Source organism: Rossellomorea sp. H136, assembly GCF_056838065.1.
The window spans coordinates 2,838,245-2,862,338 of record NZ_CM166371.1 but is presented as its reverse complement, the minus strand read 5'-3'; the positions used below and the strand labels follow the sequence as shown (position 1 = coordinate 2,862,338).

23 protein-coding genes, 1 pseudogene and 3 other annotated features are annotated in these 24,094 nt (G+C 40.8%); of the genes and pseudogenes, 20 read left to right on the top strand and 4 right to left on the bottom strand.

Going from position 1 to position 24,094, the window contains the following annotated elements:
• Positions 1 to 103: 103 nt before the first annotated feature.
• On the top strand, positions 104 to 1,099 hold the full coding sequence (gene dapF, locus ACYH0O_RS14480) for a diaminopimelate epimerase (RefSeq protein WP_482629280.1): 996 nt from the start codon (positions 104 to 106) through the stop codon (positions 1,097 to 1,099).
• A gap of 52 nt (positions 1,100 to 1,151) precedes the next feature.
• Here dapF and ACYH0O_RS14475 read toward each other — a convergent pair whose 3' ends face one another.
• Positions 1,152 to 3,008 (bottom strand): DNA ligase D, encoded by a 1,857-nt coding sequence (locus ACYH0O_RS14475; protein WP_482629279.1) that lies wholly within the window; start codon positions 3,006 to 3,008, stop codon positions 1,152 to 1,154.
• A 137-nt stretch (positions 3,009 to 3,145) separates the two neighbouring features.
• Here ACYH0O_RS14475 and ku point away from each other — a divergent pair, with 137 nt between their 5' ends.
• Complete coding sequence (gene ku, locus ACYH0O_RS14470) at positions 3,146 to 3,976, top strand: non-homologous end joining protein Ku (protein WP_482629278.1); 831 nt, start codon at positions 3,146 to 3,148, stop codon at positions 3,974 to 3,976.
• Between the two features lie 33 nt (positions 3,977 to 4,009).
• The gene (locus ACYH0O_RS14465; RefSeq protein ID WP_482629277.1) at positions 4,010 to 4,678 is read left to right on the top strand and encodes a phosphatase PAP2 family protein; all 669 of its coding nucleotides are present in this window, start codon (positions 4,010 to 4,012) and stop codon (positions 4,676 to 4,678) included.
• A gap of 50 nt (positions 4,679 to 4,728) precedes the next feature.
• On the opposite strand, the gene ACYH0O_RS14460 is transcribed toward ACYH0O_RS14465, so the two are convergent.
• Positions 4,729 to 6,279 (bottom strand): hypothetical protein, encoded by a 1,551-nt coding sequence (locus tag ACYH0O_RS14460; RefSeq protein ID WP_482629276.1) that lies wholly within the window; start codon positions 6,277 to 6,279, stop codon positions 4,729 to 4,731.
• 338 nt (positions 6,280 to 6,617) lie between these two features.
• On the opposite strand from ACYH0O_RS14460, the gene ACYH0O_RS14455 reads away from it, so the two are divergent.
• The 14 genes from ACYH0O_RS14455 to ACYH0O_RS14390 all read left to right on the top strand — a co-directional run bounded on the left by ACYH0O_RS14455 (position 6,618) and on the right by ACYH0O_RS14390 (position 18,265).
• Positions 6,618 to 6,893 carry a YhdT family protein gene (locus tag ACYH0O_RS14455; protein ID WP_482629275.1) on the top strand — a complete coding sequence of 92 codons (276 nt, stop codon included), beginning with the start codon at positions 6,618 to 6,620 and terminating at the stop codon, positions 6,891 to 6,893.
• Positions 6,886 to 8,328, top strand: coding sequence for a sodium/pantothenate symporter (gene panF / locus ACYH0O_RS14450; RefSeq protein WP_482629274.1), 1,443 nt, complete (start codon positions 6,886 to 6,888; stop codon positions 8,326 to 8,328). Before ACYH0O_RS14455 ends, panF begins: the two co-directional genes overlap by 8 nt.
• Positions 8,329 to 8,456: 128 nt before the next feature.
• Entirely contained in the window at positions 8,457 to 9,314 is an 858-nt protein-coding gene (locus tag ACYH0O_RS14445; RefSeq protein WP_482629273.1) for a GNAT family N-acetyltransferase, read from the top strand.
• Positions 9,315 to 9,408: 94 nt separating this feature from the next.
• Positions 9,409 to 9,654, top strand: a binding site (T-box leader).
• Between the two features lie 45 nt (positions 9,655 to 9,699).
• Positions 9,700 to 9,949, top strand: a binding site (T-box leader).
• 72 nt (positions 9,950 to 10,021) lie between these two features.
• Entirely contained in the window at positions 10,022 to 11,419 is a 1,398-nt protein-coding gene (gene trpE, locus ACYH0O_RS14440) for an anthranilate synthase component I (protein WP_482629272.1), read from the top strand.
• Positions 11,416 to 12,027 carry an anthranilate synthase component II gene (locus ACYH0O_RS14435; protein ID WP_482629271.1) on the top strand — a complete coding sequence of 204 codons (612 nt, stop codon included), beginning with the start codon at positions 11,416 to 11,418 and terminating at the stop codon, positions 12,025 to 12,027. Before trpE ends, ACYH0O_RS14435 begins: the two co-directional genes overlap by 4 nt.
• Entirely contained in the window at positions 11,999 to 13,024 is a 1,026-nt protein-coding gene (gene trpD, locus ACYH0O_RS14430; RefSeq protein WP_482629270.1) for an anthranilate phosphoribosyltransferase, read from the top strand. The genes ACYH0O_RS14435 and trpD overlap by 29 nt, the downstream gene beginning before the upstream one ends.
• Complete coding sequence (trpC, locus tag ACYH0O_RS14425) at positions 13,025 to 13,813, top strand: indole-3-glycerol phosphate synthase TrpC (RefSeq protein WP_482629269.1); 789 nt, start codon at positions 13,025 to 13,027, stop codon at positions 13,811 to 13,813.
• Entirely contained in the window at positions 13,810 to 14,415 is a 606-nt protein-coding gene (locus tag ACYH0O_RS14420) for a phosphoribosylanthranilate isomerase (RefSeq protein ID WP_482629268.1), read from the top strand. Before trpC ends, ACYH0O_RS14420 begins: the two co-directional genes overlap by 4 nt.
• 33 nt (positions 14,416 to 14,448) lie before the next feature.
• The gene (gene trpB, locus ACYH0O_RS14415) at positions 14,449 to 15,651 is read left to right on the top strand and encodes a tryptophan synthase subunit beta (RefSeq protein WP_482629267.1); all 1,203 of its coding nucleotides are present in this window, start codon (positions 14,449 to 14,451) and stop codon (positions 15,649 to 15,651) included.
• Positions 15,644 to 16,435 carry a tryptophan synthase subunit alpha gene (gene trpA / locus ACYH0O_RS14410; protein WP_482629266.1) on the top strand — a complete coding sequence of 264 codons (792 nt, stop codon included), beginning with the start codon at positions 15,644 to 15,646 and terminating at the stop codon, positions 16,433 to 16,435. Before trpB ends, trpA begins: the two co-directional genes overlap by 8 nt.
• 150 nt (positions 16,436 to 16,585) lie before the next feature.
• Positions 16,586 to 16,747, top strand: a complete 162-nt coding sequence (locus ACYH0O_RS14405) for a hypothetical protein (RefSeq protein WP_188048576.1) — start codon at positions 16,586 to 16,588, stop codon at positions 16,745 to 16,747.
• A gap of 133 nt (positions 16,748 to 16,880) precedes the next feature.
• Positions 16,881 to 17,717 (top strand): S66 family peptidase, encoded by an 837-nt coding sequence (locus ACYH0O_RS14400; protein ID WP_482629265.1) that lies wholly within the window; start codon positions 16,881 to 16,883, stop codon positions 17,715 to 17,717.
• Positions 17,718 to 17,722: 5 nt separating this feature from the next.
• Positions 17,723 to 17,884 carry a peptidase U61 gene (locus tag ACYH0O_RS14395; RefSeq protein ID WP_482632576.1) on the top strand — a complete coding sequence of 54 codons (162 nt, stop codon included), beginning with the start codon at positions 17,723 to 17,725 and terminating at the stop codon, positions 17,882 to 17,884.
• A gap of 15 nt (positions 17,885 to 17,899) precedes the next feature.
• Positions 17,900 to 18,265, top strand: coding sequence for a VOC family protein (locus ACYH0O_RS14390; RefSeq protein WP_482629264.1), 366 nt, complete (start codon positions 17,900 to 17,902; stop codon positions 18,263 to 18,265).
• An 84-nt stretch (positions 18,266 to 18,349) separates the two neighbouring features.
• Here ACYH0O_RS14390 and ACYH0O_RS14385 read toward each other — a convergent pair whose 3' ends face one another.
• Positions 18,350 to 18,946: a class I SAM-dependent methyltransferase gene (locus ACYH0O_RS14385; protein WP_482629263.1), complete on the bottom strand. Its 597-nt coding sequence runs from the start codon at positions 18,944 to 18,946 to the stop codon at positions 18,350 to 18,352.
• Between the two features lie 136 nt (positions 18,947 to 19,082).
• Positions 19,083 to 19,347 (top strand) — a binding site (T-box leader).
• A 60-nt stretch (positions 19,348 to 19,407) separates the two neighbouring features.
• Here ACYH0O_RS14385 and metG point away from each other — a divergent pair.
• Positions 19,408 to 21,041: pseudogene (gene metG, locus ACYH0O_RS14380) on the top strand (methionine--tRNA ligase).
• 18 nt (positions 21,042 to 21,059) lie between these two features.
• Positions 21,060 to 21,548 carry a metallophosphoesterase family protein gene (locus ACYH0O_RS14375; protein ID WP_482629262.1) on the top strand — a complete coding sequence of 163 codons (489 nt, stop codon included), beginning with the start codon at positions 21,060 to 21,062 and terminating at the stop codon, positions 21,546 to 21,548.
• Positions 21,549 to 21,601: 53 nt separating this feature from the next.
• On the opposite strand, the gene ACYH0O_RS14370 is transcribed toward ACYH0O_RS14375, so the two are convergent.
• Positions 21,602 to 22,423 carry a GNAT family N-acetyltransferase gene (locus tag ACYH0O_RS14370; RefSeq protein WP_482629261.1) on the bottom strand — a complete coding sequence of 274 codons (822 nt, stop codon included), beginning with the start codon at positions 22,421 to 22,423 and terminating at the stop codon, positions 21,602 to 21,604.
• A gap of 335 nt (positions 22,424 to 22,758) precedes the next feature.
• Between ACYH0O_RS14370 and ACYH0O_RS14365 the strand changes: the two genes are divergently transcribed.
• A complete protein-coding gene (locus tag ACYH0O_RS14365) occupies positions 22,759 to 24,039 on the top strand; it encodes an IS110 family RNA-guided transposase (RefSeq protein WP_482629260.1) in 1,281 nt (426 codons plus the stop codon).
• Positions 24,040 to 24,094: the final 55 nt, after the last annotated feature.

The window sequence follows — 24,094 nt, the reverse complement described above, 5'->3', positions numbered from 1 at the left end:
ATTTTAATTAATATAGGGTGAATGATTGCGAAAAGAGCTTGTTTGTGGCAAGCTAAGACTATTAAGAATAGTTTACTAGTAAATTAGCGTGGAGGGATTCACGATGAACTTGAATCTAATTAAATGTCATGGCTCAGGAAATGACTTTTTACTGATTGATGAAATGACAAATGGATACGAATTCACTGAAGAAGCAAGGCAAAATCTTGCCATTGCACTTTGTGATCGAAAGTCGGGTATTGGAGCGGATGGAATCCTATTTGTGTTGTCAAGTGAACATTGCGATGCTCAAATGAGGGTGTTCAATGCAGATGGATCTGAAGCATCCATGTGCGGGAATGGACTTCGTTGTGTAGGTCGCTATGTGTGTGAGCTTCTCGACAAAACGAAGATTATGATTCAGACGATGAAAGCAGATCTGCGTGTTTCAGCTCAAGAGGCTATCTATGAAAATATACCGACGTATAATGTTGAAATTTCTCCTGTATTATTTGAATTGGATAAATTGCCGATGAATATGGATCGTGAGGCGTTAGTGAACGAGATGATTCCAGAAATTTCAGATCGATTATCGTTTACTGCACTGGCGGTCCCAAATCCTCATCTAATTAGTGTTGTAAGTACAGAACATATTCTTTCGAATGAACAGAAGACGATTGCTGAAACAGTAAATGGTCCCAATAATCTCTTTCCGGATGGAGTCAATATAAGTTTTGTTCATCCATTAGAAAAAGGCGCGATTTATGTTCGTACCTTCGAAAGAGGAGTAGGCTTTACAAATGCTTGTGGAACGGCTATGTCTGCTTCCAGTCTTGTGACATGCTTACTCAATCAGAATGAATTTGGCAAGGAAATAGATGTATATAATAATGGTGGAAAAGTACGTGTCGTGGTGAATCACTTAGATGAAGGGCAATACAATATGGAGTTGATCGGGAATGCAACATATCTCTACCAGGCCCAGTTTGAATTGTCTATCACACATCCTGAGGATTATCGTGAGATTTCCAGACAGGATTTCACTGAAGAAGGGACGTACGAACTGCTTCAAAACCATGCCAAATCAATTGTTGATAGTAAAGTATTTATGAGTGCCTGAACGAATAAAAAACCTGAGCTTGTGTAAGATCAGGCGAGAGGGTCCTAAAAAGCTAAGCTTTTGGGGCACTCTTTTTTTTGTTGTTGGATTGCTGTTTCAAAAATTGAATCACGTTATCAAATGGCTGGAGGTCTTTTACCCATTCGAATTTAGTAAAGGGACAACCCATCTTCTGGAACCTCTGCAAAACAACATCTATTGTAAAGTGTTCTGGATGAAGGTCCTCATTTACTTCATACCACCAGAGTGGAGTCGCGACTAAAGCATCTTCATTCCCCCTTAAGGAATAAGGCGCAATGATGGTTTTTCCTTCTCCATGCTGAATGTAGTCCACATATAACCTGCCTTTTCGGTTCTTTTTTAAACGCTCGATCGTAAAATCCTCAGGATAATTGGTAACAAGGTAGTGTGCGATGAACTCAGTAAACAAGCCGGTGTCCTTCCATGTGTATCCCGGTGGTATGGGAATATACACTTGCAGTCCCTTATTCCCCGACGTTTTCACAAAACTATGCAGGTTGAGTCGGTCGAATAGTTCTTTCATAATGGAAGCAGCTTTAACCGCCAGGGAGAATTGATCCCTGCCTGGTGGATCTAAATCAAAGACCACTTCAGTGACAGATGTATCCGTCCTTTGGAAAGGAATGTGAAATTCCAATGCAAGCTGATTTCCAAGCCAAATCAATGTCTCCAAGTTATTGCATAGCGTATAGTCGATGTTGTCCTCCTTGTAAGTTTCAATAAATGAAGGGGCGTAATCAGGCGTATTTTTTTGATAAAAGGATTCACCAAAGAGCCCGTGTGGAAACCGAATACAAGTCAATGGTCTATCCTTCAGAAAAGGCAAAATAGCAACGGACATCTTCCGAAGATACCGAACGTAATCAAGCTTAGTCATTGAGACTCTCTGAAACAATTCCTTATCTGGATGAGTGATTTCAACCCCACGCGGAAGGGATGCTTCGTCCAACTTGAATTGCTCCATTGTGCAGGATTCTGGAGGGATGGAAAATAGAAATCGATGAAAATGTGGTTCTCTCAGTTGCCCCTCATACCAATTCAAATATGAAATTTCCACAGTTATAGCCGGGTCTATGTAATAAAGGGAATGTTCATTCTTCATACTATTCTTTTTAATCATTGCTTTTAATGTTCTTTTCTCTTCAGGTGAAAGACCAAAGTGAAACAAGCCAATAGGCATAATCTTTTCGTTATCGAAGACGCCAATGTGAAAGTAATCGTTCGTTTCATCCAGCGCAGTGATGAAACAATGACAGTGTTTCCAATTCTTGGTTTTTACCCAGCTCGTACTTCGTTTTCCAGCTTCCCACTTACTATGCTTCCTCTTGGCGACAACACCCTCACCTTCCTCTTTTTCAACAAGTTCCCATATTTCCTGCGGATCCTTAAAATAGGGGACCATTTGAATGGAAGATGGGAGAAAAGGGGACGGTTTTAACGGCAATTGAAGAGAGGTAAAAACCTCTTTCAATTTTTCTTTTCTTGTAAGATAAGGTTCGGGGGAAAATGATTTTTTTCCATACTGTAGTAAATCGAATGCAAGAAATTTAACGGGTCTCCCGACTGCAGCATGGTTGATTTTCTGCTTATTGCGCATTCTGCCTCTTACCTGCAATTCAAAGAATTCACTGCTGTAGGAAGAGCGTAATAAGGCGATTTCCCCATCTAAAATGAAAGGGGTAGTTAAGTTTCTTTCTTCGAGTAAAGTTTTAATCTGTTCTTCAATTTCCGGGAAGTGTGGAAGCAGTTCCTTTCCGTTACGACTTTGAAGACTGATCTGATTAGGATGGACAGAGAGAATTCCTCGAAATCCATCGTATTTCACTTCATAAAGCCAGTCCTCATTTTCGGGGAGCTTATCATATAAGGTAGGAAGCATCGGTTTCATATCTATTCACCCTGATTTTTAGTATTAGTGTGACCAATGAGAGTTTATTTATTTCCAGATGTTTTAGGGAATGAAGATTGCCTGAGAACTAATGCTAACGATAAGGGATTAGTTTATGAGAAGGAGGGTATTGATATATGCATACGATTTGGAAAGGCTCAATCAGTTTTGGACTGGTGAACATCCCCATTAAACTTCATTCTGCTACAGAAGATCGAGATATAAAACTTCGTTCCCTTCATAAAGAGTGTCATACACCGATAAAATATGAAAAAGTATGTCCCGCATGTGAAAAAGAAATCGACCATAATGACATTGTTAAGGGCTATGAAGTGACCAAGGGGAAATTTGTCGTTCTTGAAGAAGAGGAACTGAAGGAATTGAAGGAAGCAAATGGGGAGAAAGCTGTAGAGATAGTAGACTTTATCAAAATAGCGGAAATCGATCCGATATTCTTTGATCGAAGTTATTTTGTTTCGCCGAATGATGGTGGGAAAAAGGCTTATTCATTATTACGTAAAGCACTTCAGGAATCCGGGAAAGTAGGAATCGCCAAAATCACGATGCGTTCGAAGGAACAACTTTCCATCGTTCGAGTGTATGAGAATACGCTTGTAATGGAAACGATCCATTATCCAGATGAAGTAAGGGGCACGGGGGATGTACCGAATGTTCCCGAAGAAGATGAAATAACGGACAAAGAGTTGGAAACAGCAACGATGTTGATAGATCAACTCACAACTGAATTTCAACCGGAGAACTATAAAGATCAATATCGTGAACGCTTGAGTCAGTTGATTGAATCGAAGCAAACCGGGGAAAAGGTCGTCACAGCGAAAGAAAAAGAGCCAAGGGAAAATGTGACAGACTTAATGGCGGCACTTCAAGCTTCAATTGATTCATCCAAGCCGAACAAGCCGAAGAAGCAAACGAAAAAGAAAACGACTTCAAAGAAAAAAGCTCAATAGAACATAAGTTGTTTGTGAAGAGAGGGAGAAGTATTGAAGGAGAAAGAAATAAAACAAGGAGTATTAGTTGTCCTTTCAATCATTTGTCTAATTGCATTTACATGGGGATTCGTCACGATAGTCGAGGAATGGAAAGAAAATGAAATAGCACAATTTGACAATGTTGTTACTGAGATTGTAAGAGGGTTCATTTCCCCGAAGTTAACGACCTTTATGACGTCGGTTACCTTTTTGGGTGGCATCAGAGGGATCACAATATTTGCAATCAGTGTTGTGGTCATACTTTTGTTTCTCAAGAAGTATCCACTTGCTCTGTTTGTAGGAATTACCATCACAACAGGAGCAGGATTTAATTGGCTGCTAAAATGGATTTTCAAACGGGAACGACCAGATATTGAAGCACTGATCGAGCAAGGCGGTTATAGTTTTCCCAGTGGTCATTCCATGAGTTCCTTTATATTCTACGGAACCCTTGCTTTCATATTGTTTCGGGCATTAGATCATAAACGATATAAGTGGACAAGTGTCATTGTGGTCAGCTTCCTGGTGCTACTGATTGGACTTAGCAGAGTGTATTTAGGAGTGCATTATCCGAGTGATATTCTTGGAGGGTTCACTGCGGGAGGTGCATGGTTGACGCTTTGTATCGTCATTTATGCTTACTTCCATAAACGAAAACATTGGAAAGAAAGCGAGAATTAAATGGAAAGCGCCCAGAAAATCTTCTGAGCGCTTGCTTTATTCCATTATCTTTAAAATAAATTAAAAATATACGGTCCCATTGAAGTGGCATAGAGAAGAATATAAATACCCATGAAATAAAATACTCCACCAAAAGTACCCCAGTCAGGATCTCTCCCGAATTTCCATAATAGTGAAGTAAGGGCGCTGATAACGAGCAAGACTATATACTCACTTCCTGAAAACATCAGGTATTCGGGAGCAGCAAAGTAGAAGTATTCGCCCGTCGCTTTTGAGATAAAGGTTAGCGGCATTACTAAAAACATAATGATGGAGGCATATTCGACCCAGTTGATCTCTTCCTTCTCAAATATATTTGGTTTGAAAATATAAAGCAGAATTAAAAGAAATAGGGAAGGTAATATCCAATAGAATGAAACCATAACCGTAATTAAGCTGCTGAACATCATAAGTACGGAATTGTTAACAGCTTCTTTGATACTTCGTTTCGACCACTCAGTGCTTTTGGCGATAACTATTGCATCCTGTGAAGCACCAAATAATTCATATGTATCTCCATCATAATCCAACCAGGCAATGCTCTTATTGGTGAGCTGAAGTGGAGAATATGTAAAATGTTTTGTTGTACTGACTGGAGCCGCTGTTAATTGATCAGAGTCACTGAAAGGTGCTACATATAGACTAATCGCATTATCATCCCCAATCCGATGACCTTCAGATGTGAAAAGAATGGATTCTTCTCCATTAATGGATAGAAGTTGTGCGGTTCTTGGACTTTGAAGTTTTCCCCCTGACATTTCGTTCGTAAAATCTATTTTTGTGGGCTTCAAAATAGAAGATCCTATTTCATCTATCTGTGTTTGCAACTTGAAAATTTTATATGACAATGTTCCCTGGGCTCGCATTTCTTCATTATAAAGAAGAGTTAAATGATTGTTTCCTGTGGTAAAGGTTAAACCATTAATTTGATGATTCGTTGCTGTGTTTACAATTGCAAATGGATCTTTCACTACTTGTAACGTATCATCCATGTAGTAAAGATGAGAGTGACCATCATCTTGTCTAACCTGTACTACGGCACTGCCATTATTTCCAAAATAGACGTCCAGGATTTCATTAGGAAAGCTGAAAACTTCTTTCACTGATAAATCAGAAAGGTTAAGAGAAAAAAGGTTCTCTTTATTCCAGAAGTACACAGATTTCCATGCTGTGCTGATCCCAGTTGCTTCCTCAGCAAGCGTCGTTACCTCATTACTCTCTGTAGAGATTATCTTGTCATCCTTGATCTGAATTACCTTAGTACCGTCTGTCCAAAAAGGATGGCCCCGGGTAACGCGGGTGTCTAGCGTTGTTTCTTTGGTTGAATCCAATGGGCCTTCGAAAGTAAATCCTGTAATCTTCCCGTCACTGGCCAAGAAGAGTCCTTCCTCTCCATTAAAGATAACAGGGCGTTCTTCAGAAGTGTAGTTTAATGGAATGGATCTGCTCCAATCAGGCTGTGGTTGTTGTTTGACTTGTAACAGCTGGTGAAGAAATAGTGCCCCTATAAACAGAACGATTAACACAAATGGTATTCCAAACGATTTGAATTTCTCTTTCAAACATGTCCCCCTCGATTCTCTCTCTAAAATATGAGCTCAATTTAGAATTTTACCATAATTCACATTTACAGGCACCAAATATTTCCTTTGAAAAATAATGGTTTTGTGTTGACATTTATTATTAGAGAGATTACAATGATATTGAAAATCATTCTCATTTGAACAAAAGAGTTTCCCCCTCTTTCAATAGAGAGAATGGTTCATGAAAAACCCCCTTTATTAGATATAAAAAGACAGACCCGAAGCAGATGCTTCGGGTCTGTCTTTTTATATTGCATTTCATATCTTCCTGTCGTAAATTGTTAAAGAATGTGTATTTTAAGGAGGGATAAAAGGAAGTGGATCATAAAGAAGATAAATGGTTCAGGGTTGCTGGTCACGAGGCACTGATAGGAATAGCGCTTGTTCTTATAAATTTCTTATGGTGGTATGGTTTTGCATTCGGGTTAGGTGGTCAACCGGTTTCAGATTACGATTGGATCCTTGGGATGCCTGAATGGTTTTTTTACAGCTGCATCGTTGGCTTTTTTCTTATGGTATTGTTAGTGATTATTGTCGTAAAGTACATGCTTACTGACATTCCTTTTGACGATGAGGAGGATGATCATGAATAGTATGGCATTGCTTCCCTTATTCGCTTTTTTAATCTTGATTTTTATTGTGGGAATTTATACGGCCAGAAATGTGAGTAGAGCAGATTCCTTCGTCCAGGAATACTTCTTGGGAAGCCGACAGCTTGGCGGATTTATTTTGGCGATGACCATGATTGCGACCTATGGAAGTGCAAGTAGTTTCATCGGAGGACCGGGCGCAGCATATACATATGGTTTATCGTGGGTTCTTTTGGCTATGTCACAGGTTGTAACAGGTTACTTTGTTCTCCTTATACTCGGGAAAAAGTTCGCGATCATGGCGCGGAAATACAAGGCCGTTACATTGATCGATTATCTACAAGGCAGATATGGCAGCAATAAAATTACAATTCTATCGGCCTTTAGTATCATCATCTTTTTATTCTCAGCCATGATTGCTCAATGGGTAGGGGGAGCACGGCTCATTGAATCATTAACCGGTTTATCCTACGAGAGTGCTCTTTTCCTGTTTGCCGTATCGGTTCTTGTTTACGTTATTATTGGGGGCTTTCGAGCGGTTGCCATCACGGATGCGATTCAAGGGGTGGTAATGCTTGGTGGGACCATTATTCTATTGATTGCCACTATCATCGCCGGCGGTGGCATGGAGAACATCATGATGGGATTGAAAGCGGAAAATCCTAACTTATTAAGTCCTCATGGTTATGATGGAGAATTAAGTGCCCGCTATATTTCATCTTTCTGGATTTTAGTAGGAGTGGGAGTGATCGGATTGCCTCAGGTGGCAGTTAGAGCCATGAGCTATAAAAATTCCAGGTCCTTACACAGAGCGCTCATTATCGGAACCATTGTCGTCGGTTCCATTATGCTCGGTATGCACTTAATTGGTGTGCTTGCAAGGGTCGTGCTCCCGGGAATAGAAGTGGCTGATAAAGTCATGCCCCTTCTCGCTTTAGAAGTTCTTCCACCATGGCTTGCAGGGATTGTCCTGGCTGCTCCGATGGCAGCGATCATGTCGACAGTGGACTCATTATTATTGATTGTATCCTCGGCTATTGTGAAAGATGTGTATATGAATTTCATCAATAAAGATGCAAAGGAAAAACAAGTCAAAAGGATTAGCTTTTGGGTGACAAGTATAACGGGAATTCTCGTTTTTCTTATGGCGTTGAGTCCTCCTGAGTTAATTATTTGGCTTAATTTATTTTCATTTGGAGGCCTTGAAGCTGTATTTATTTGGCCGATTGTTTTAGGTCTGTATTGGAAAAAAGGAAATGCCCATGGTGCCATTGCTTCTATGATTTCAGGACTGGTAGCGTACATCTTATTTCACAGTTTCGCACCTAATTATCTGGATATGCACACGGTCATTTTTCCAATTATCATTTCCTTTTTCATGTATGTGCTCGTTTCCCTGTTTACTCAAGCACAATATCGGCAAGATGGATGGATTTAGCCCATCCATCTTTTTTTATTTCTCTTTTCGAATAGTTTGTTGTTTTTCATTCCACTACGGGTGGGAATTCACCTAAATCAAGAAGGTAATCCCATTATGTAAATCGAATTTTATAATGGGGTGATGATATGTATAAGCTGACAAAGTATAGAAACGCAGCACAATATAACGAAAGGGTTCATTCTTTTCTAATAGAAGATGAGGCAGCGAATAACTTACCATTAGGTTTACTGAACACTATGAAAATAAGTGACAAATATAAGGATCCATTGCTTCTATTAGTGGAAAATGGAGAGAGGTCTGTGGTTGGATCATTCATCATGACTCCCCCACATTATCTGGTAAGTACACTAAAGGTGGAGAAAAAAGACATTCCTCAAATAGTCGAACAACTCAAAAGGTTTTGTGAGGAATCCCATATTACATTTCCTGGCTTCATTGCCGAGAAAGAAATTGCCCTTCAATTAACCCACGCATGGTGTAACGAAACGGGATCGAGTTTCCATGTGCGTATGAACCAGCGGGTGTACCAGTTGAAAAAGGTGATAGATATTCCACTGAGTGATGGAAAAATGGTTCCAATTAGCAAAGAACACGAGGCCCTTCTTGCCGATTGGTTAATAGGATTTGTAAAGGATACAGGAGAAAATCCCCTAACTGATGAAGAGGCTATCCTGCGTTCAAGGGATATGATTGAAAACGAAAAGTATGTGTATTTGTGGGAGGTAGATGGAAAGCCCGTGTCAATGGCGAGAGGAGCGAGAAGAACGGATCATGGCATAACCGTAAATTTCGTGTATACACCGAAAGAGTTCAGGAAAATGGGGTATGCTTCTTCTGTCGTAGCCGAGATCAGCCGGTTGCTTTTGAAAGATCATGCATTCTGTTCACTCTATACGGATTTAGATAATCCGACATCTAATAAGATTTATATGGAAATCGGTTATAAACCAGTTTGCGATTCGATGATGATTACCGTGATATGAACAAGTTGGCTCTGGGCTGAAATACTATTTTTAATATTTACAGTTGACATCCAGGGAGAAAGCTATTAGTATAATAAACAATTAATTAAATGAGCGAATGGCTTTGACGAAGAGGAGTACCTCTGATCGACACTTAAGAGAGCTGGTGGTTGGTGAGAACCAGTGTGAACGATCTTTGGGAATGGACTTCTGAGCCTCCAAACCGAAACTTCAGGGAGTAGGCTTTGGCGAATGTCTTATCGTTACAAAAGACGCGTATTCAAGCAAACCGCTTCGATACGATTGAGTGGACTGTTCAGGCAGTCAACAAAGGTGGCACCACGGGTATCTCGTCCTTTACATGATGTAAATGGATAGGGATGCCCTTTTTTTATAACTGAATAATGATAAATCGTTGAGTAAGAGGAGTACATTCAAGTGATGCATGACAGAGAGCTAAGGATGGTGAGACCTTAGCATGATAGCTTGTCTGGAATGGACTTATGAGAGATGATCTGAATGGAAGTAGGATCGTACGGAATTCCACCGTTAAAAGGATAGAGTATCGGGTTATTCATGCCCTGTACTTGAATTAAGAGGGGATACGTCAAAGTATCCCAATCAGAGGTGGCACCGCGGTCAGCATCGTCCTCTATGAACGGATATTTCTGTTCATAGGGGACTTTTTTTATGGATTTTCAAGCGGAACATTGAATTGGAGGCATGAAATGATGAAACAGCAAGCATTGGATTATGTAGTGAAAGAATTAAACGGAGACATATTTACCCCCATCTCACTTTTTCAATCGTTAAAAGGTAAGAAGAAATTTTTATTGGAGAGCTCATTGAAGCATGAACAATCCGGTCGGTATTCATTTGTAGGGAGTGATCCATTTTTAGAATGTAAAGCATACGGAAATACCATACAGTTTAAAAAAACATTTGTAAACGAAATTAATGAAATAGTGGGGAATCCCATTCAAATCATTCAAAACCTTATTCCTTCCCACGAACTAAAAGGTGTGCCTTTTCCTTTTACAGGAGGAGGGATTGGATATCTGGGATATGACGTTATTCGACTCTACGAAGATATCGGTGTAACTCCTCAAGATGAATTGGAAATGCCGGATATTCATCTCATGTTTTATGAAAAAGTCATTGTGTTTGATCATCTGGAGCACAAAGTATTTATTGTCGTCATGAATGAGTGGACAGAGGATCAAAAAGGAGATCTGGATAAAAAGGTGAAGGAAGTCGAGGCTGAGCTGAACAATGTGTATTTGAAAACTCATAAAAAGAAACTAGATCGCCTTTCCTTCCATGCTCAAACCTCAAAAGATGAATTCATGGAAAAAGTGGAGGTGGCAAAGCAATCCATAGGAGAAGGTGAGATATTTCAAGTCGTGCTCTCTCAAAGACTTAAGGCGTCCTTTTCTGGAGATCCATTTTCATTCTATAGAAGCTTGAGGAAATCTAACCCGTCCCCTTACATGTTCTTCATTGATTTCGAGGATTATGTCGTAATGGGGGCATCACCAGAAAGCTTACTTAAAGTTCAAGGGAGGGAAATCACGACGAATCCAATTGCAGGAACACGAAGAAGGGGAGAAACACATGATCTGGACAGGGAGCTCGAGAAGGAATTACTTACAGATGAAAAAGAAATCGCTGAACACCGAATGCTGGTTGACTTAGGAAGAAATGATTTAGGCAGAGTCTGTGAGATCGGCTCGATTCACCTTTCAAAGTACTTGACGATTGAGAGATATAAATATGTTATGCACATCGTTTCGGAAGTAAAGGGTGAATTAAAAGAAGAAGTGACACCACTGGAAGCATTAACACACTGCTTACCGGCAGGTACCGTCAGCGGAGCGCCGAAAATCAGGTCGATGCAAATCATTAATGAACTTGAAACCACAAAGCGCGGCGTGTACTCAGGTGCCGTCGGGTATATCGGGGTGAACGGGAATTTGGATTTTGCCCTGGCCATCCGGACGATGGTTCTTAAAGATCAAACGGCATATGTTCAAGCCGGTGCAGGGATTGTTTATGATTCAGACCCAGCCAGTGAATATGAAGAAACCATGAATAAAGCTAAATCATTATTGGAGGTGACAGGATGATCCTTCTTATTGATAACTATGATTCCTTTACGTATAACCTGTATCAATATATAGAAGAGCTCGGTGAAGAGGTAATCGTGAAACGGAATGATGCTATTTCATTAGAAGAAATCAAGGAACTGAATCCTGCAGGAATTATTCTATCACCTGGTCCAGGGAAACCGGAAGATGCGGGCATTTGCATCTCGATTATACAGAATCTTCACGCTAGTGTGCCGATTTTCGGGGTTTGTTTAGGGCATCAGGCAATCGGTGCAGCATTCGGGGCAACCATCGAAGTGGCTGAGAAAATCATGCACGGAAAAACATCACTCATTAAACACGATGGCATCGGAGTATTCGAATATCTGCCACAACCATTAGAAGTGATGAGATATCATTCCCTGGTGATTAAGAATGGAACCCTGCCGACACAATTAGAGACTGTCGCATTGTCCATGGATGATAGAGAAATCATGGCGATAAAGCATATGAAGTATCCAATGTTCGGGGTTCAATTTCATCCTGAATCCATTGGTACGAAAACAGGAAAGAAAATCATTCAAAACTTTTTAGTTCAGATGAGAAAGGAGAATAACCGTGAAACACTATCTACAGAAGCTATCTAGCGGTCATTCATTAGAGAGAGAAGAGATGAGAAAGGCAGTAAAAAAATTGTTCATAGAAGAAACAACGGATAGTCAAATCGCCTGTTTTCTGACCCTATTAAAGATGAAGGGGGAAACAGTAGATGAAATTACCGCTCTTGTTGAAGTTTTAAGGGAGAAAGCCATGCCGATTAAAAGCACGCTACCAGGAATATTGGATAACTGCGGAACAGGTGGAGACGGATCCCAAAGCTTTAATATTAGTACAACAAGTGCATTTGTCCTTGCAGGGGCCGGGGTGAAGGTTGCGAAACACGGTAACAGAAGTATTTCCAGTAAAACCGGTAGTGCAGATGTGTTAGAACATTTAGGGGTAGCACTCGATTTTCAATCTCATGAGGTGGAAAGTTTACTTGATGAAACCAATATTGCTTTTCTATTTGCACCCCATATCCACTCAGGTTTAAAAAAGGTAATGAAGGTCCGGAAAGAATTAAAGGTTCCTACCATCTTTAATCTCATTGGACCATTAACGAATCCTGTTCATCTGGAAACTCAACTCCTAGGGGTATATAGAAGAGATAAATTAGAAACGATGGCCCATGTTTTACGTGAATTAGGCAGAAAACGAGCGATTGTGCTTAATGGAGCTGATTACATGGATGAAGCCTCATTAGCAGGAGAAAATCATCTCGTTCTGCTGGATCAAGGGGAAATTACTTCACTCACATTAACGGGGAAAGATGTCGGACTTCCTTGTTATTCCCTGGAAGAAATACGTGGAGGGGACGCTGGAGACAATGCCATTATTTTAGAAGAAGTGTTAAATGGGAAGGAAGGAGCTTACACTGATACGGTCTTATTCAATGCAGGAATCGGCCTGTTCGCTCAAGGCAAAGCGGCAACCATTGCAGAAGGTGTAAAGCTTGCCAGAGAAAGTATTGAAAGCGGTCGTGCAAAAGAAAAGCTCCACTCCTTGGTTCGTTATAGTCAACAACGTCGAAAGCAGGTGATTTAAGTGTCTACCATTTTACAAACCATTCTTGAAAAAAAGAAAGAGGAAGTTAAAGAGTTAAAGAATGCAGGGTATGAATCCTATTATTATAAGGGGTCTCCCGGTAATTCCTTATATAAAGCATTAAAATCAGCATCCAGACTACAGGTGATTGCTGAAATTAAGCGGGCATCTCCATCAAAAGGAGATATCCGAACAGAAGTGAATCCCGTGATTCAAGCAAAGAAGTATGAAGAAGCGGGCGCCTGTGCCATATCGGTATTAACCGATGCTCCTTTCTTTAAAGGAAGTATGGAAGATCTGGCGAATGTTCGAAAAGCAGTCTCCCTCCCTATTCTGTGTAAAGACTTTATAATCGATGAAATCCAGATAGACCGTGCAAAAGACGCCGGGGCAAATGTCATTCTTCTTATAGTGTCTGCCTTGGATGTTAACAGATTACAAGAATTATATTCTTATGCAACGAAGCTTGGCTTGGAAGTTCTGGTAGAAGTGCATAATGAAGAAGAAATGAATGTCGCAATGGAATTAGGGGCAACCATAATTGGTGTGAATAATCGTAACCTGAAAACCTTTGAAGTAAATCTTCTGATCACAGAAACTCTCGGCTCCATGGTAAATGGAACAGATATCATGTTCATAAGTGAAAGTGGAATAAGAAATGAAGATGACTGTCACCGAGTCGTAAACGCAGGTGCGGATGGGGTACTTGTCGGAGAGACGTTAATGAGAAGTGATGACCCTGCAACTAAGCTTGCCTCCTTACAAGTGAGAAAAGGCGTGGTGAAATGACCAAGGTAAAGGTGTGTGGAATAAGAAGGCAAGAAGAGGCTCTGTGGGCACTTGAAGCAGGAGCCGATGCGATAGGATTCGTGTTCGCTGATAGTAAAAGAAAAATTGACGTGGAATCAGCAGCACTTATAAGTGCTTCACTACCTTCGCATGTATTAAAAATTGGCGTGTTTGTAAATGAGGCTAAAGAGAAGATGGAGGAAATATCCAAAATAGTAAATCTAGATTACGTACAGCTTCATGGAGATGAATCAGTCCAATTTTGTGATAGTCTCAATCTTCCTTTTATCAAGTCGATTTCGATAAAGGAAAAAGAAGATTTAGATGGGATCGAACACTTTGGCGGAGAGATGATTTTGGTGGACAGTGGAAAGGGGCCCCATCGTGGAGGGAATGGGACAACGTTTAATTGGGATTATGTCCATGCACTAAACATCCCTCAACACTTGATTCTTGCCGGTGGATTGAATCGGGATAATGTTCGGGAGGCGATCACCAAGGTCCGTCCCTATATGGTGGATGTTTCAAGTGGTGTGGAGACGGATGGGAAGAAGGATAGAAAAAAGATTGAATCATTTATTCGAGAGGCAAAGTCGGTATAACGATATTTTAAATCAATGGATGGAGGAATTGAGATGATATACGCACAACCAGATCAAAAAGGGTTATTCGGGCAATTCGGGGGAAGGTTCGTTCCGGAATCATTGATGAAGGCTGTTCAAGAATTGGAAAAGGCTTATGATGAAGCCTCTAAGGATGAAGAATTCCAAGAGAAACTTCAAAACTACTTAAAGGATTATGTAGGAAGAGAAAACCCACTCTACTTTGCTGGAAATCTAAGCAAACAGGTAGGGGGAGCGAAAATCTACTTAAAGCGTGAGGATCTCAATCATACGGGTGCTCATAAAATCAATAATACAATCGGTCAGGCCCTGCTTGCAGAACGGATGGGCAAAAGAAAAATCGTGGCGGAAACTGGAGCAGGGCAGCACGGTGTTGCAACGGCAACCGTATGTGCCCTTTTAAACCTGGATTGTGTCATTTTTATGGGGGAGGAAGATATACGCCGACAGAAACTCAACGTATTCAGGATGGAGTTACTGGGAGCGAAAGTGGTGAGTGTCACCCAGGGAAGTGCCACATTAAAAGATGCAGTCAATGAAGCCCTGCGTTACTGGGTCACAAATGTAGAAGACACACACTATATTATCGGTTCGGTGTTAGGGCCACACCCATTTCCTAAAATGGTACGGGATTTTCAAAGTGTGATCGGGAAAGAAACAAAGCGACAATTCTTCGAAAAGGAAAAATGCCTGCCAAAGGCCATCGTCGCTTGTGTTGGAGGCGGCAGCAATGCCATCGGAATGTTTCACCCGTTCATTGATGATAGGGAAGTTGACTTATACGGTGTGGAAGCGGCTGGAAGCGGGGTTGAAACCGACAAACATGCAGCCACATTAACAAAGGGGTCCGTCGGGATTCTTCATGGCAGCATGATGTACCTGCTGCAAAATGATGAAGGACAGATTCAAGAAGCCCACTCTGTTTCAGCAGGCCTTGATTACCCTGGTGTCGGGCCGGAGCATAGCTACTTGAAAGACATTGATAGAGTGGAATATACGTCCATTTCAGACTTGGAAGCATTAGATGCATTTAAGCAGCTGTCCCAGACAGAAGGAATCATACCGGCACTGGAAAGCTCACACGCAGTCGCCTATGCGGTGAAGCTAGCTGAAAAAATGAGGAAAGAAGAGTCAGTAGTGATTTGTTTATCCGGCAGAGGGGATAAAGATGTGGAACAAGTGAAAGAGTTACTGGGAGGTAGTCAACATGGGTAAATCATTTCTTGAAAATACGTTTAAAGCTGAACTGGATAAAGGAAACAAACTATTCATTCCTTACGTGATGGCAGGGGATGGGGGTATAAAGACCTTGATATCAACCTTGAAAATGCTCGAAGAAAGAGGAGCGACGGCCATAGAAGTCGGGATCCCGTTCTCGGATCCCGTTGCCGATGGCCCGACCATCCAAGAGGCAGGGAAGCGGGCACTGGAGAATGGGACAACACTGCAAAAGGTTTTTGAAGTGTTAGAGGAAAGCAGAAAGGAAATTGGCATTCCGTTAGTCTTTATGACGTATATTAATCCCATTTACAAATATGGAGTAGAGCGTTTCTTTCAGGATTGTAAGAATGCAGGGGTGGACGGTGTAATCATTCCTGATCTGCCACTTGAACATCATGAATTGGTTCGGGCACCATCTCAAGAAAATGGAATCGCCATTATTCAATTAGCAACGCTTACGAGTCCGTTAGAGAGAATTCAGGAATTGGCTTCCGTTACTGATGGGTTCCTTTATGCTGTAACGATTAATGGTATTACTGGAACAAGAGAAGGGTTTGGCAACAATATTTCAGATCACCTGAATAAATTGAAAGAAAACAGTCCGGTACCAGTACTTGCCGGGTTTGGAATATCTACTCCTGAACATGTGCGTACCATGAGTAAGTACTGTGATGGAGTAGTCGTTGGAAGCAAAATAATCGATTTGATTCAGCATGAATCGCTTGATGAAATAAAGGCATTAATCAGTGCTTCAAAAGCTAAAGCATTAAATTTGTAAAGGTTACTGAATTCTTCGTAAATAAATAAAGGCATAGATTAACAGATTCTAAATGTATGTTAAATAAAGGTAAATAGCCTTCTTTTTCCTTCAGAAATCAGTATGATAGAGATGTAGTTGAACAAAGCATCATAACAGGAGGCTATAAAAATGAAAAGTATGAAAAAGTGGTTATTAATGTTAATGACAGCTCTATCAGTAGTAACATTTGCAGCCGGATGCAGTGGAGACACAGAGGAAGACACAGGTACTGAAACGGAAGAAAACATGGAAGAAGAAAGCAACACTGAAGAAAACAATACAGAAGAATAAAATGGTAACAGTCAGTCCTAAGTGGGCTGGCTGTTTTATTTTTGGATCCGAAATGCGAAGATTAAAGTTGTATTGTACTACTATTTCTATTAATCTGACAATATAAGACATAATTGATAGAGAGGTCAAACGGATGACGATTCCAAATCGATTAAAAATAGGAGATACGATCGGGATTTGCTCCCCGTCTTCCCCAGTCGCTGCTCATTGCCCTAAGAGATTGAAAAGGGGGATTGAAGAGCTTAAGTATTTAGGCTTTAAGGTGAAAGTAGCGCCAAACACGTTGAAAATTGAAGAGTATATGGCTGGTACCATCGAGGAAAGAGTGGAGGACCTACATAATCTCTTCGGGGATAATGATGTAAAAGCCATCATCACCACCATAGGAGGAACTTGTTCTCATCAACTTCTTGATGTTATTGATTTCTCTTTAATCCAAAAGCATCCAAAGATATTCCTCGGCTACAGTGACATAACGGCTCTCCACTTGGCCATTTATCAAAAGACCGGTCTCACAACATATCTTGGACCTGCCGTTCTGCCTCAGTTTGGAGAATATGGAGGACTGCAAACATACACAAAAGAACACTTCTTCCAATCACTGGTACAAGGCGAAAGAGTAGATTACTCCGCCTCTCCTTCCTATGTAATGGAACATCTGTGGTGGGACGAAGAAGACAATCGATTAAGAGAACAAGTTGAAAATAAGGGACCTCATGTAGTCAAAGACGGGAGAGCAGAAGGGAAAATCATTGCAGCCAATATGGGAACTATGCTCCTTCTCGCAGGTACAGAATACTTTCCAGATTTAGAGGGTGCCATCTTATGTATTGAAGATGATCCAGAGGAAACCCCGTCGTCAATTGATCGATACTTAACTCAACTCAGGCACATGGGTGTATATTCTAAAATTAATGGGCTTATCGTTGGACGCTTTCATGATCAGTCAGGCTTAAAGAAAATCAACTAGCCGGCATTTTATCCCGTGTCACAGAGGGGTATGAAATCCCCGTCGTTACGGACCTGGATTTTGGTCATACTGACCCTATGTTTATCCTTCCAAACGGAATCCGAGCCCGGCTTGAAGTTCACGAAAATCAAATTGATTTCCACCTAGTGGAAAAGCCGGCTACATAATAAGGAGGAGTTCACATGATTCAAAGAAAAATGAATACAGTGTTTATTCCCGTGGTTAATTTAAAGGATTCTGTGGATTGGTACGGAAAAGTACTGGGTTTTGAAATCGATCCCGTGCAGTATAATGAGATTGAGGAGCTTCCCGTTTACACTTTCCAGATGGGTGAAACATCACTAACTCTAGAAGAGGAAAAAGGATTCACTCCTCCTGCTTCTAATGTTCCAATCTGTAATTTCCAAACCACTCAAATAGAAAAAGTAAGAGAAGACTTTCACGAAAAGAAAGTCACAATTGAATCCAAAATCATCACGTTTCCCAATTTTTCATATTTTAACTTTAGGGATGTCAACGGGAATTTATTAATGATTTGTACCGGATAAAGTCGTTTAAAAACATGTAAATAGTAAAATAGGAAACCTCTTGAAGAAATGATTTTCTTTAAAAGGTTTCCTATTTTTGCAAAATTACTTCACACCCTTCACACTTACCGTTAAAGCGGGTTTAACATTCTCATAAGAAAGAGTGATATCTTTAAAGCCAGCTTCACCCAAAGCTTCAGAAATACTTTCGCAATAGTGTTTCGCACGACTATCCCTTTCTTCACCCCCGCGTGGTTGGACGGTGATGAGAAGGATGCCACCTTTTTTTAGCATATTATATAAATGTGAAAGGGATTTTTTCTGGTCCTTCCATAGGGGATAGTTATTGACGGAAAAAATCCGATCGTACTCAACCTTTTTCAATTCAAATTGACTAATATCATGAACAAATAAGCGAACTCTTCCGTTCTCAATGGCTTTTTCATTCTTATTCTGTGCTGCATTCTTCATTGTCTCAGAAATATCAACCCCATCCACAAGCGATTTAGGAAAACGACTTGAAATGCGATGAATACAATATCCAGGCCCATGGCCTACTTCCAGAATATGATCGCCATCTTTAATGGACAATTGCTTAATGGACCAATTATTTATTTTTCGATTATCGAATTCCATTACTTTTCCGACAAACCAGCCTAGTAATCCATTAGGATGCTTGAATTGCTTTTGTAATGAAAACAACAGGGCATCACCTCTTTTCCTGAAATCAGATCTAATAAAATAGTATCGTCTATTCACTTTTCCACTAATACTCACAAATAAAACCTTTAAAGCGATGTTGCAATTTTTTGAAAAAGTGGCATAATATAAACAAATCTAATTTGCGTTGATGAGAAGAGTACATAGATGAGTCCTTTATCAGAGAGCTTCGGAAGCTGAAAAGAAGCAGGGTAGCTCTTTATGGAAAATGGTCTCGGAGCATTCTATTCGAACCATTTTGGTGTAGGGTAGGACGGGAATGGGCATCCGTTATCCATGTCACGGTATAAGAGCTCTTTTATGCTCCGTACTTGCTGAGATAGACTTGTGTGAGCAAGCTATAAACTAAGGTGGTACCACGAGTTCAACCCCTCGTCCTTAGATGTCGATTGATATCTAAGCGCGAGGGGTTTTTTTATATTGTTCAGGAGGAGGAAAAGGTCATGACTATATTTATTGGCGGCGCTTGGCCATACGCCAATGGTTCGTTACATTTAGGGCACATCGCAGCCCTATTGCCAGGGGACATTATTGCACGATATTACCGTTTAAAAGAGGAAGATGTGCTCTATGTGTCAGGAAGTGACTGTAATGGAACCCCCATTGGTATTCGGGCCAGACAGGAAAGGGCAAGTATTGAAGAGGTCGCGAATCGATATCACCACGAGTTCCTGGAGTGTTTCCACTCTTAGGCTTTAGTTATGATGAGTATACAAGAACTGATCACTCATATCATCATAAAGAAGTTCAAAACATCTTTACCACACTTTATCAACGGGGATGGCTTTATGAAAAAGAAGTGGAGCAAACGTATTGTGAGCATGATCATCAATTTTTGCCGGATCGGTTTGTGGAAGGAGTCTGTCCTGTTTGTGGCTCGAAGGCAAGAGGTGATCAGTGTGATCAATGCTCGACGGTTTTAGATCCAACTGATTTAACTGATAAAACCTGCAAGCTCTGTGGTCATGAACCGGTGCTTAAAACGACAAAGCATTTATATTTCTCCCTTTCTAAATTGCAGGAACCTCTTCAACAATTACTGATGGATAATGGCACCAGATGGAGAGATAATGCCCTTCAGCTCACAAATCGCTATCTAAAGGAGGGCTTGCATGACCGGCCGGTAACAAGGGATTTAGAAAATGGTGTGAAGGTCCCGATTCAAGGTTTTCAAGATAAGAAAATTTATGTATGGATAGAAGCTGTGAGCGGATATTTGAGTGCTTCAAAAAAGTGGGCGAGAGAGCATCAGCGTGAGTGGAAAGACTTTTGGCAGGAGGCAACCACGTGCTATTATGTTCATGGAAAAGATAATATCCCTTTTCATAGTATTATTTGGCCGGCCATTCTAATTGGAATTGGCGAAAAGAATCTACCTGACTATATTGTTTCAAATGAATACTTGACGCTTGAAAAAAGGAAAATTTCAACAAGTGGGAATTGGGCTGTTTGGGTGAAGGATCTTCTCAACGACTATCATCCAGATTCCATTCGGTATTTTCTCACCATTAATGCACCGGAAAAGAGAGATGCAGATTTCTCCTGGAGAGAATTTATTTATAGTCACAACAGTGAACTGCTGGGAGCTCTGGGGAATCTGGTTCAACGCACGTTAAAATTTTATGGGAAAGAATTTGGTCAAAACGTTTCGCTTTCTATTGTACCTAAGGTTGTTAAGGACAAAATAGAAGAAACATTTTATTCGGTTGGCAAATCGATTGAAGAAGGGAACACTCGACAGGGAATTGAAAAAGCTTTCGAATTCATTCGATGGTCGAATAAGCGTTTTGATGAATTGAAACCGTGGAATGTATTAAAAGAGGACAGGGAGGAAGGAAGAAAGATATTAGAAGAATTCCTCTACGTATTATGTAACTTAAGGAATCTCATTCAGCCGTTTTTACCCTTCACTTCCTCAAATCTGGCTGATCAGCTGGGGATGGTCGGGCAATCAGGGTGGGTGCCGATATCTTTGCCGGTGGAGGTCAGCATTGAAGTGACAGCACCATTGTTTAACCGAATAGACCTTGATCAAATTGAGTTAGAACGGAAACAATTGAAGGAGAAAGCACAGTGAAACCTAAAGGAGCATGAGATGAAGATTATAGTAGTGTCCGATACCCACATGCCTAAAAAAAGGAGAGGCCTTCCGGAAATTCTGAAGCATGATCTCAGGAAAAGTGATTTAATCATTCACGCCGGGGACTTTCAAACCCTTGATGTTTATCGAGAGTTTATGGAGTACGGAGAATTGATTGCCGTTGTCGGAAATGTGGATAATTCAGATCTTCAGGCGTTTCTTCCAAAAAAAAGAATCATCAAGAAAAAAGGACTGAAAATCGGTGTGGTGCACGGAGACGGGAAGGCAAAAACAACGGAAAAAAGAGTTCTGGAAGCGTTCGAATCTGATGAGGTAGACTTGATCGTCTTTGGTCACTCACATATCCCATATTCCCGCTATATGAAAGGGAGACTGTTGTTTAATCCCGGATCTCCCACTGATAAACGTAAACTTCCTTACTTCTCGCATGGTGTTTTGACCATTGAAGACACGTGGAAAATAGAACATAAATTTTACCGTTAAAAAAGCACAGGGGTCTAAACCTCTGTGCTTTACTCCTTGATATGGCTTAAATCTTATAAAAAAAACTGGTAGTAATCCTGACTATAGAAGATCTGAAATCCACTTGATTCATAAAGCTTAAGTGCATTCCTGTTCGTAGCAGCTACATCCAGGTAAATATCGCTGGTCCACTCGGATTCCTTCATCACGACTTGAGACAAGGCATTTCTACCGAGGCCTTTTCCCTGATTGGAGGGATGGATAGCGAAGCCGTAAATAAAGCTTCGATTGTCCACTCTTTGAATTCTAATCTTCCCTACGGTGGCTCCTTTATATACAATCATTAAGTTTCCTTCCCCTGATTCAAGTAATCTCTTGGTATAGGATTCAGCATCAGACCTTACAACATGAAAGCATTTTACATCAAGGTCAATGATCGTTTCTATATCCTTTTCAGAGGCATTCCGTAATTGAAGATCAGAGTCGATTAAGGACAACCTTTTTTTATTCCACTTCATTTCATATTCTGTAAAATCATAAGAGGCTTTTATTTTCTCAATAAACTCCTTTCCGGAAGCTGAAGAGCCGGGAGAATTAAGTAAGAGCTTTTGAACAGATCGTGACCTTAGTGACTGGGTGGCTTTCTGGAATAGTTCTTGAAATAGTTGTTGTTTACGGTAATCCGGGTGAATCATCCCACATAATTCATATGTTTCACCAAAGCCGTACAAACCTAAAAATCCAATCAGTTGATCATCTTTGTAAAGAAGAAAATCATCCAGGATGTTTGTGCGGTTTTTAAGCATATCCCAGTTCAGTTTTAAATTTATATCTTCGTGTTTTTCGCAGACAATCTGCAGGTTTTTAATGTCTTGAAGCTGTTTTGAAGTAAGCATATTTCATCTCCAATTATTCAAAATGTAAAGAAAATACTTACTAAATTTTATGAAAATTCCTTCATATAGACAAGAGGTTTTTGAAAAAGGCTCTTTTCGTAAAGTTTGTTGTTTATTGTAGAGGGAGAAAGTAATAGTTGATTTCCGCTACAGGATGCTCGCTTTCCGCGGGGCTGGCGGTGAGCCTCCTCGGCTGCGCCTGCGGGGTCTCACCTGTCCAGCTATTCCCGCAGGAGCTATTCCTGTGAGATAAGAATGTCACTATTGCATAAAAAAAGACCCTCCGTTATGATGCAGGTGCTAACCAATCGCTCATAACTAAGGAGGATCTTCACATGCATGATAATCGAAATCGACGTATTAATCAAATTTCTGAAACGACACTAGTTATTGGCATCGACATCGCCAAGCGCAACCACTATGCGTGCGCCGTAGATGAACGCGGACGTGAACTTAGGAAAAGCTTTGTCATTCGTCAATCGCTTAACGGCTTTGAAACCTTTTACGCGACTCTCATGAAGTTAATGGAGACACATGGTAAGAAAGAGGTCATCATAGGCTTTGAACCTACCGGTCATTACTGGATGAACCTCGCAGCTTTTCTAACGAATCAAGGCATCCCATTCGTCCTTGTTAATCCTCTGCACGTAAAACAATCCAAAGAGTTGGACGATAACCTGCAGAGTAAAAATGATTTAAAGGATGCCCGTGTCATCGCTAAGATGATGCCTCAAGGGTATTATAGTTTGCCAAGGGAAATGACGAAAATCGATTCAGAACTCCGCCGGGGGACGGCCTTTCGAGCCCGTTTAAAAGACCAATCGGCCTCCATTCAAAACCGCATCCGACGCTGGCTCGATCTTTACTTCCCTGAGTTTACCTCCGCAATCAAAGGGCTTGGTAAACAGGCTCAGGCTATCTTGAAATATGCGCCTTTACCGGAAGATCTCTTGATTTTCTCTCCCGAAGAACTGATTGGTTTTCTTCAGGAAAAGGGGATTCGCTATCTGTCGAAAAGGAAAGTAGAACGACTACTCCAAGTAGCGGAGTATTCAATTGGACTTCAAGACAGTCCGGAGATGGCGCGCATGGAAATCAGGATGTTACTTGATCAAATGTCCATGTATGAATCACAGATAAACTCGTTAACTGAAAATCTTATCGCTCTTGCCCGTGAGCTGACTGATTTTGATTACCTTTTGTCCATTCCTGGTATCAGCGAATCGACCGTTTTAGAGCTACTTTCCGAAACCGGTTCATTGAAACGTTATAAAGATCCACGCCAACTATTCAAACTCGCGGGACTTACACTCGTAACCAACTCATCCGGTGAATCAAAAGGCAGAAAAAGAATCTCTAAGCGAGGGAGGAGAAGGCTTCGGTCCCTATTATACAAAGCGATGTTGCCATTACTTCACGCCAATCCGGCCTTTAAGACACTTTATGAGTATTACAGTGAAAACCGAGAGAAGCCGGTAACGAAAAAAGAAGCACTTGTGATTCTTTGTCGCAAACTCCTTCAAATCTGTCACGGTCTTAGCCAGTATGAAACGAAATTTGATGCCGAACGAATGATACAAGATATGCCTTTTCTCGCTCCTTATAAAGCAGCATAAACTACTGATATAAAACGTAGTTCTTCTACAACCCAGACACTGAGAAGCCGGCCCA

Bases quoted from the DNA above. Each gene is read 5' to 3' on its own strand.
- ACYH0O_RS14420 (WP_482629268.1), top strand. From the start codon at position 13,810: ATGACCAAGGTAAAGGTGTGTGGAATAAGAAGGCAAGAAGAGGCTCTG.
- ACYH0O_RS14435 (WP_482629271.1), top strand. From the start codon at position 11,416: ATGATCCTTCTTATTGATAACTATGATTCCTTTACGTATAACCTGTAT.
- ACYH0O_RS14390 (WP_482629264.1), top strand. From the start codon at position 17,900: ATGATTCAAAGAAAAATGAATACAGTGTTTATTCCCGTGGTTAATTTA.
- ACYH0O_RS14365 (WP_482629260.1), top strand. From the start codon at position 22,759: ATGCATGATAATCGAAATCGACGTATTAATCAAATTTCTGAAACGACA.
- ACYH0O_RS14370 (WP_482629261.1), bottom strand. From the start codon at position 22,423: ATGCTTACTTCAAAACAGCTTCAAGACATTAAAAACCTGCAGATTGTC.
- trpE (WP_482629272.1), top strand. From the start codon at position 10,022: ATGATGAAACAGCAAGCATTGGATTATGTAGTGAAAGAATTAAACGGA.
- panF (WP_482629274.1), top strand. From the start codon at position 6,886: ATGAATAGTATGGCATTGCTTCCCTTATTCGCTTTTTTAATCTTGATT.
- ACYH0O_RS14400 (WP_482629265.1), top strand. From the start codon at position 16,881: ATGACGATTCCAAATCGATTAAAAATAGGAGATACGATCGGGATTTGC.
- ku (WP_482629278.1), top strand. From the start codon at position 3,146: ATGCATACGATTTGGAAAGGCTCAATCAGTTTTGGACTGGTGAACATC.
- ACYH0O_RS14445 (WP_482629273.1), top strand. From the start codon at position 8,457: ATGTATAAGCTGACAAAGTATAGAAACGCAGCACAATATAACGAAAGG.
- trpA (WP_482629266.1), top strand. From the start codon at position 15,644: ATGGGTAAATCATTTCTTGAAAATACGTTTAAAGCTGAACTGGATAAA.
- ACYH0O_RS14475 (WP_482629279.1), bottom strand. From the start codon at position 3,008: ATGAAACCGATGCTTCCTACCTTATATGATAAGCTCCCCGAAAATGAG.
- ACYH0O_RS14375 (WP_482629262.1), top strand. From the start codon at position 21,060: ATGAAGATTATAGTAGTGTCCGATACCCACATGCCTAAAAAAAGGAGA.
- trpB (WP_482629267.1), top strand. From the start codon at position 14,449: ATGATATACGCACAACCAGATCAAAAAGGGTTATTCGGGCAATTCGGG.
- dapF (WP_482629280.1), top strand. From the start codon at position 104: ATGAACTTGAATCTAATTAAATGTCATGGCTCAGGAAATGACTTTTTA.
- ACYH0O_RS14405 (WP_188048576.1), top strand. From the start codon at position 16,586: ATGAAAAGTATGAAAAAGTGGTTATTAATGTTAATGACAGCTCTATCA.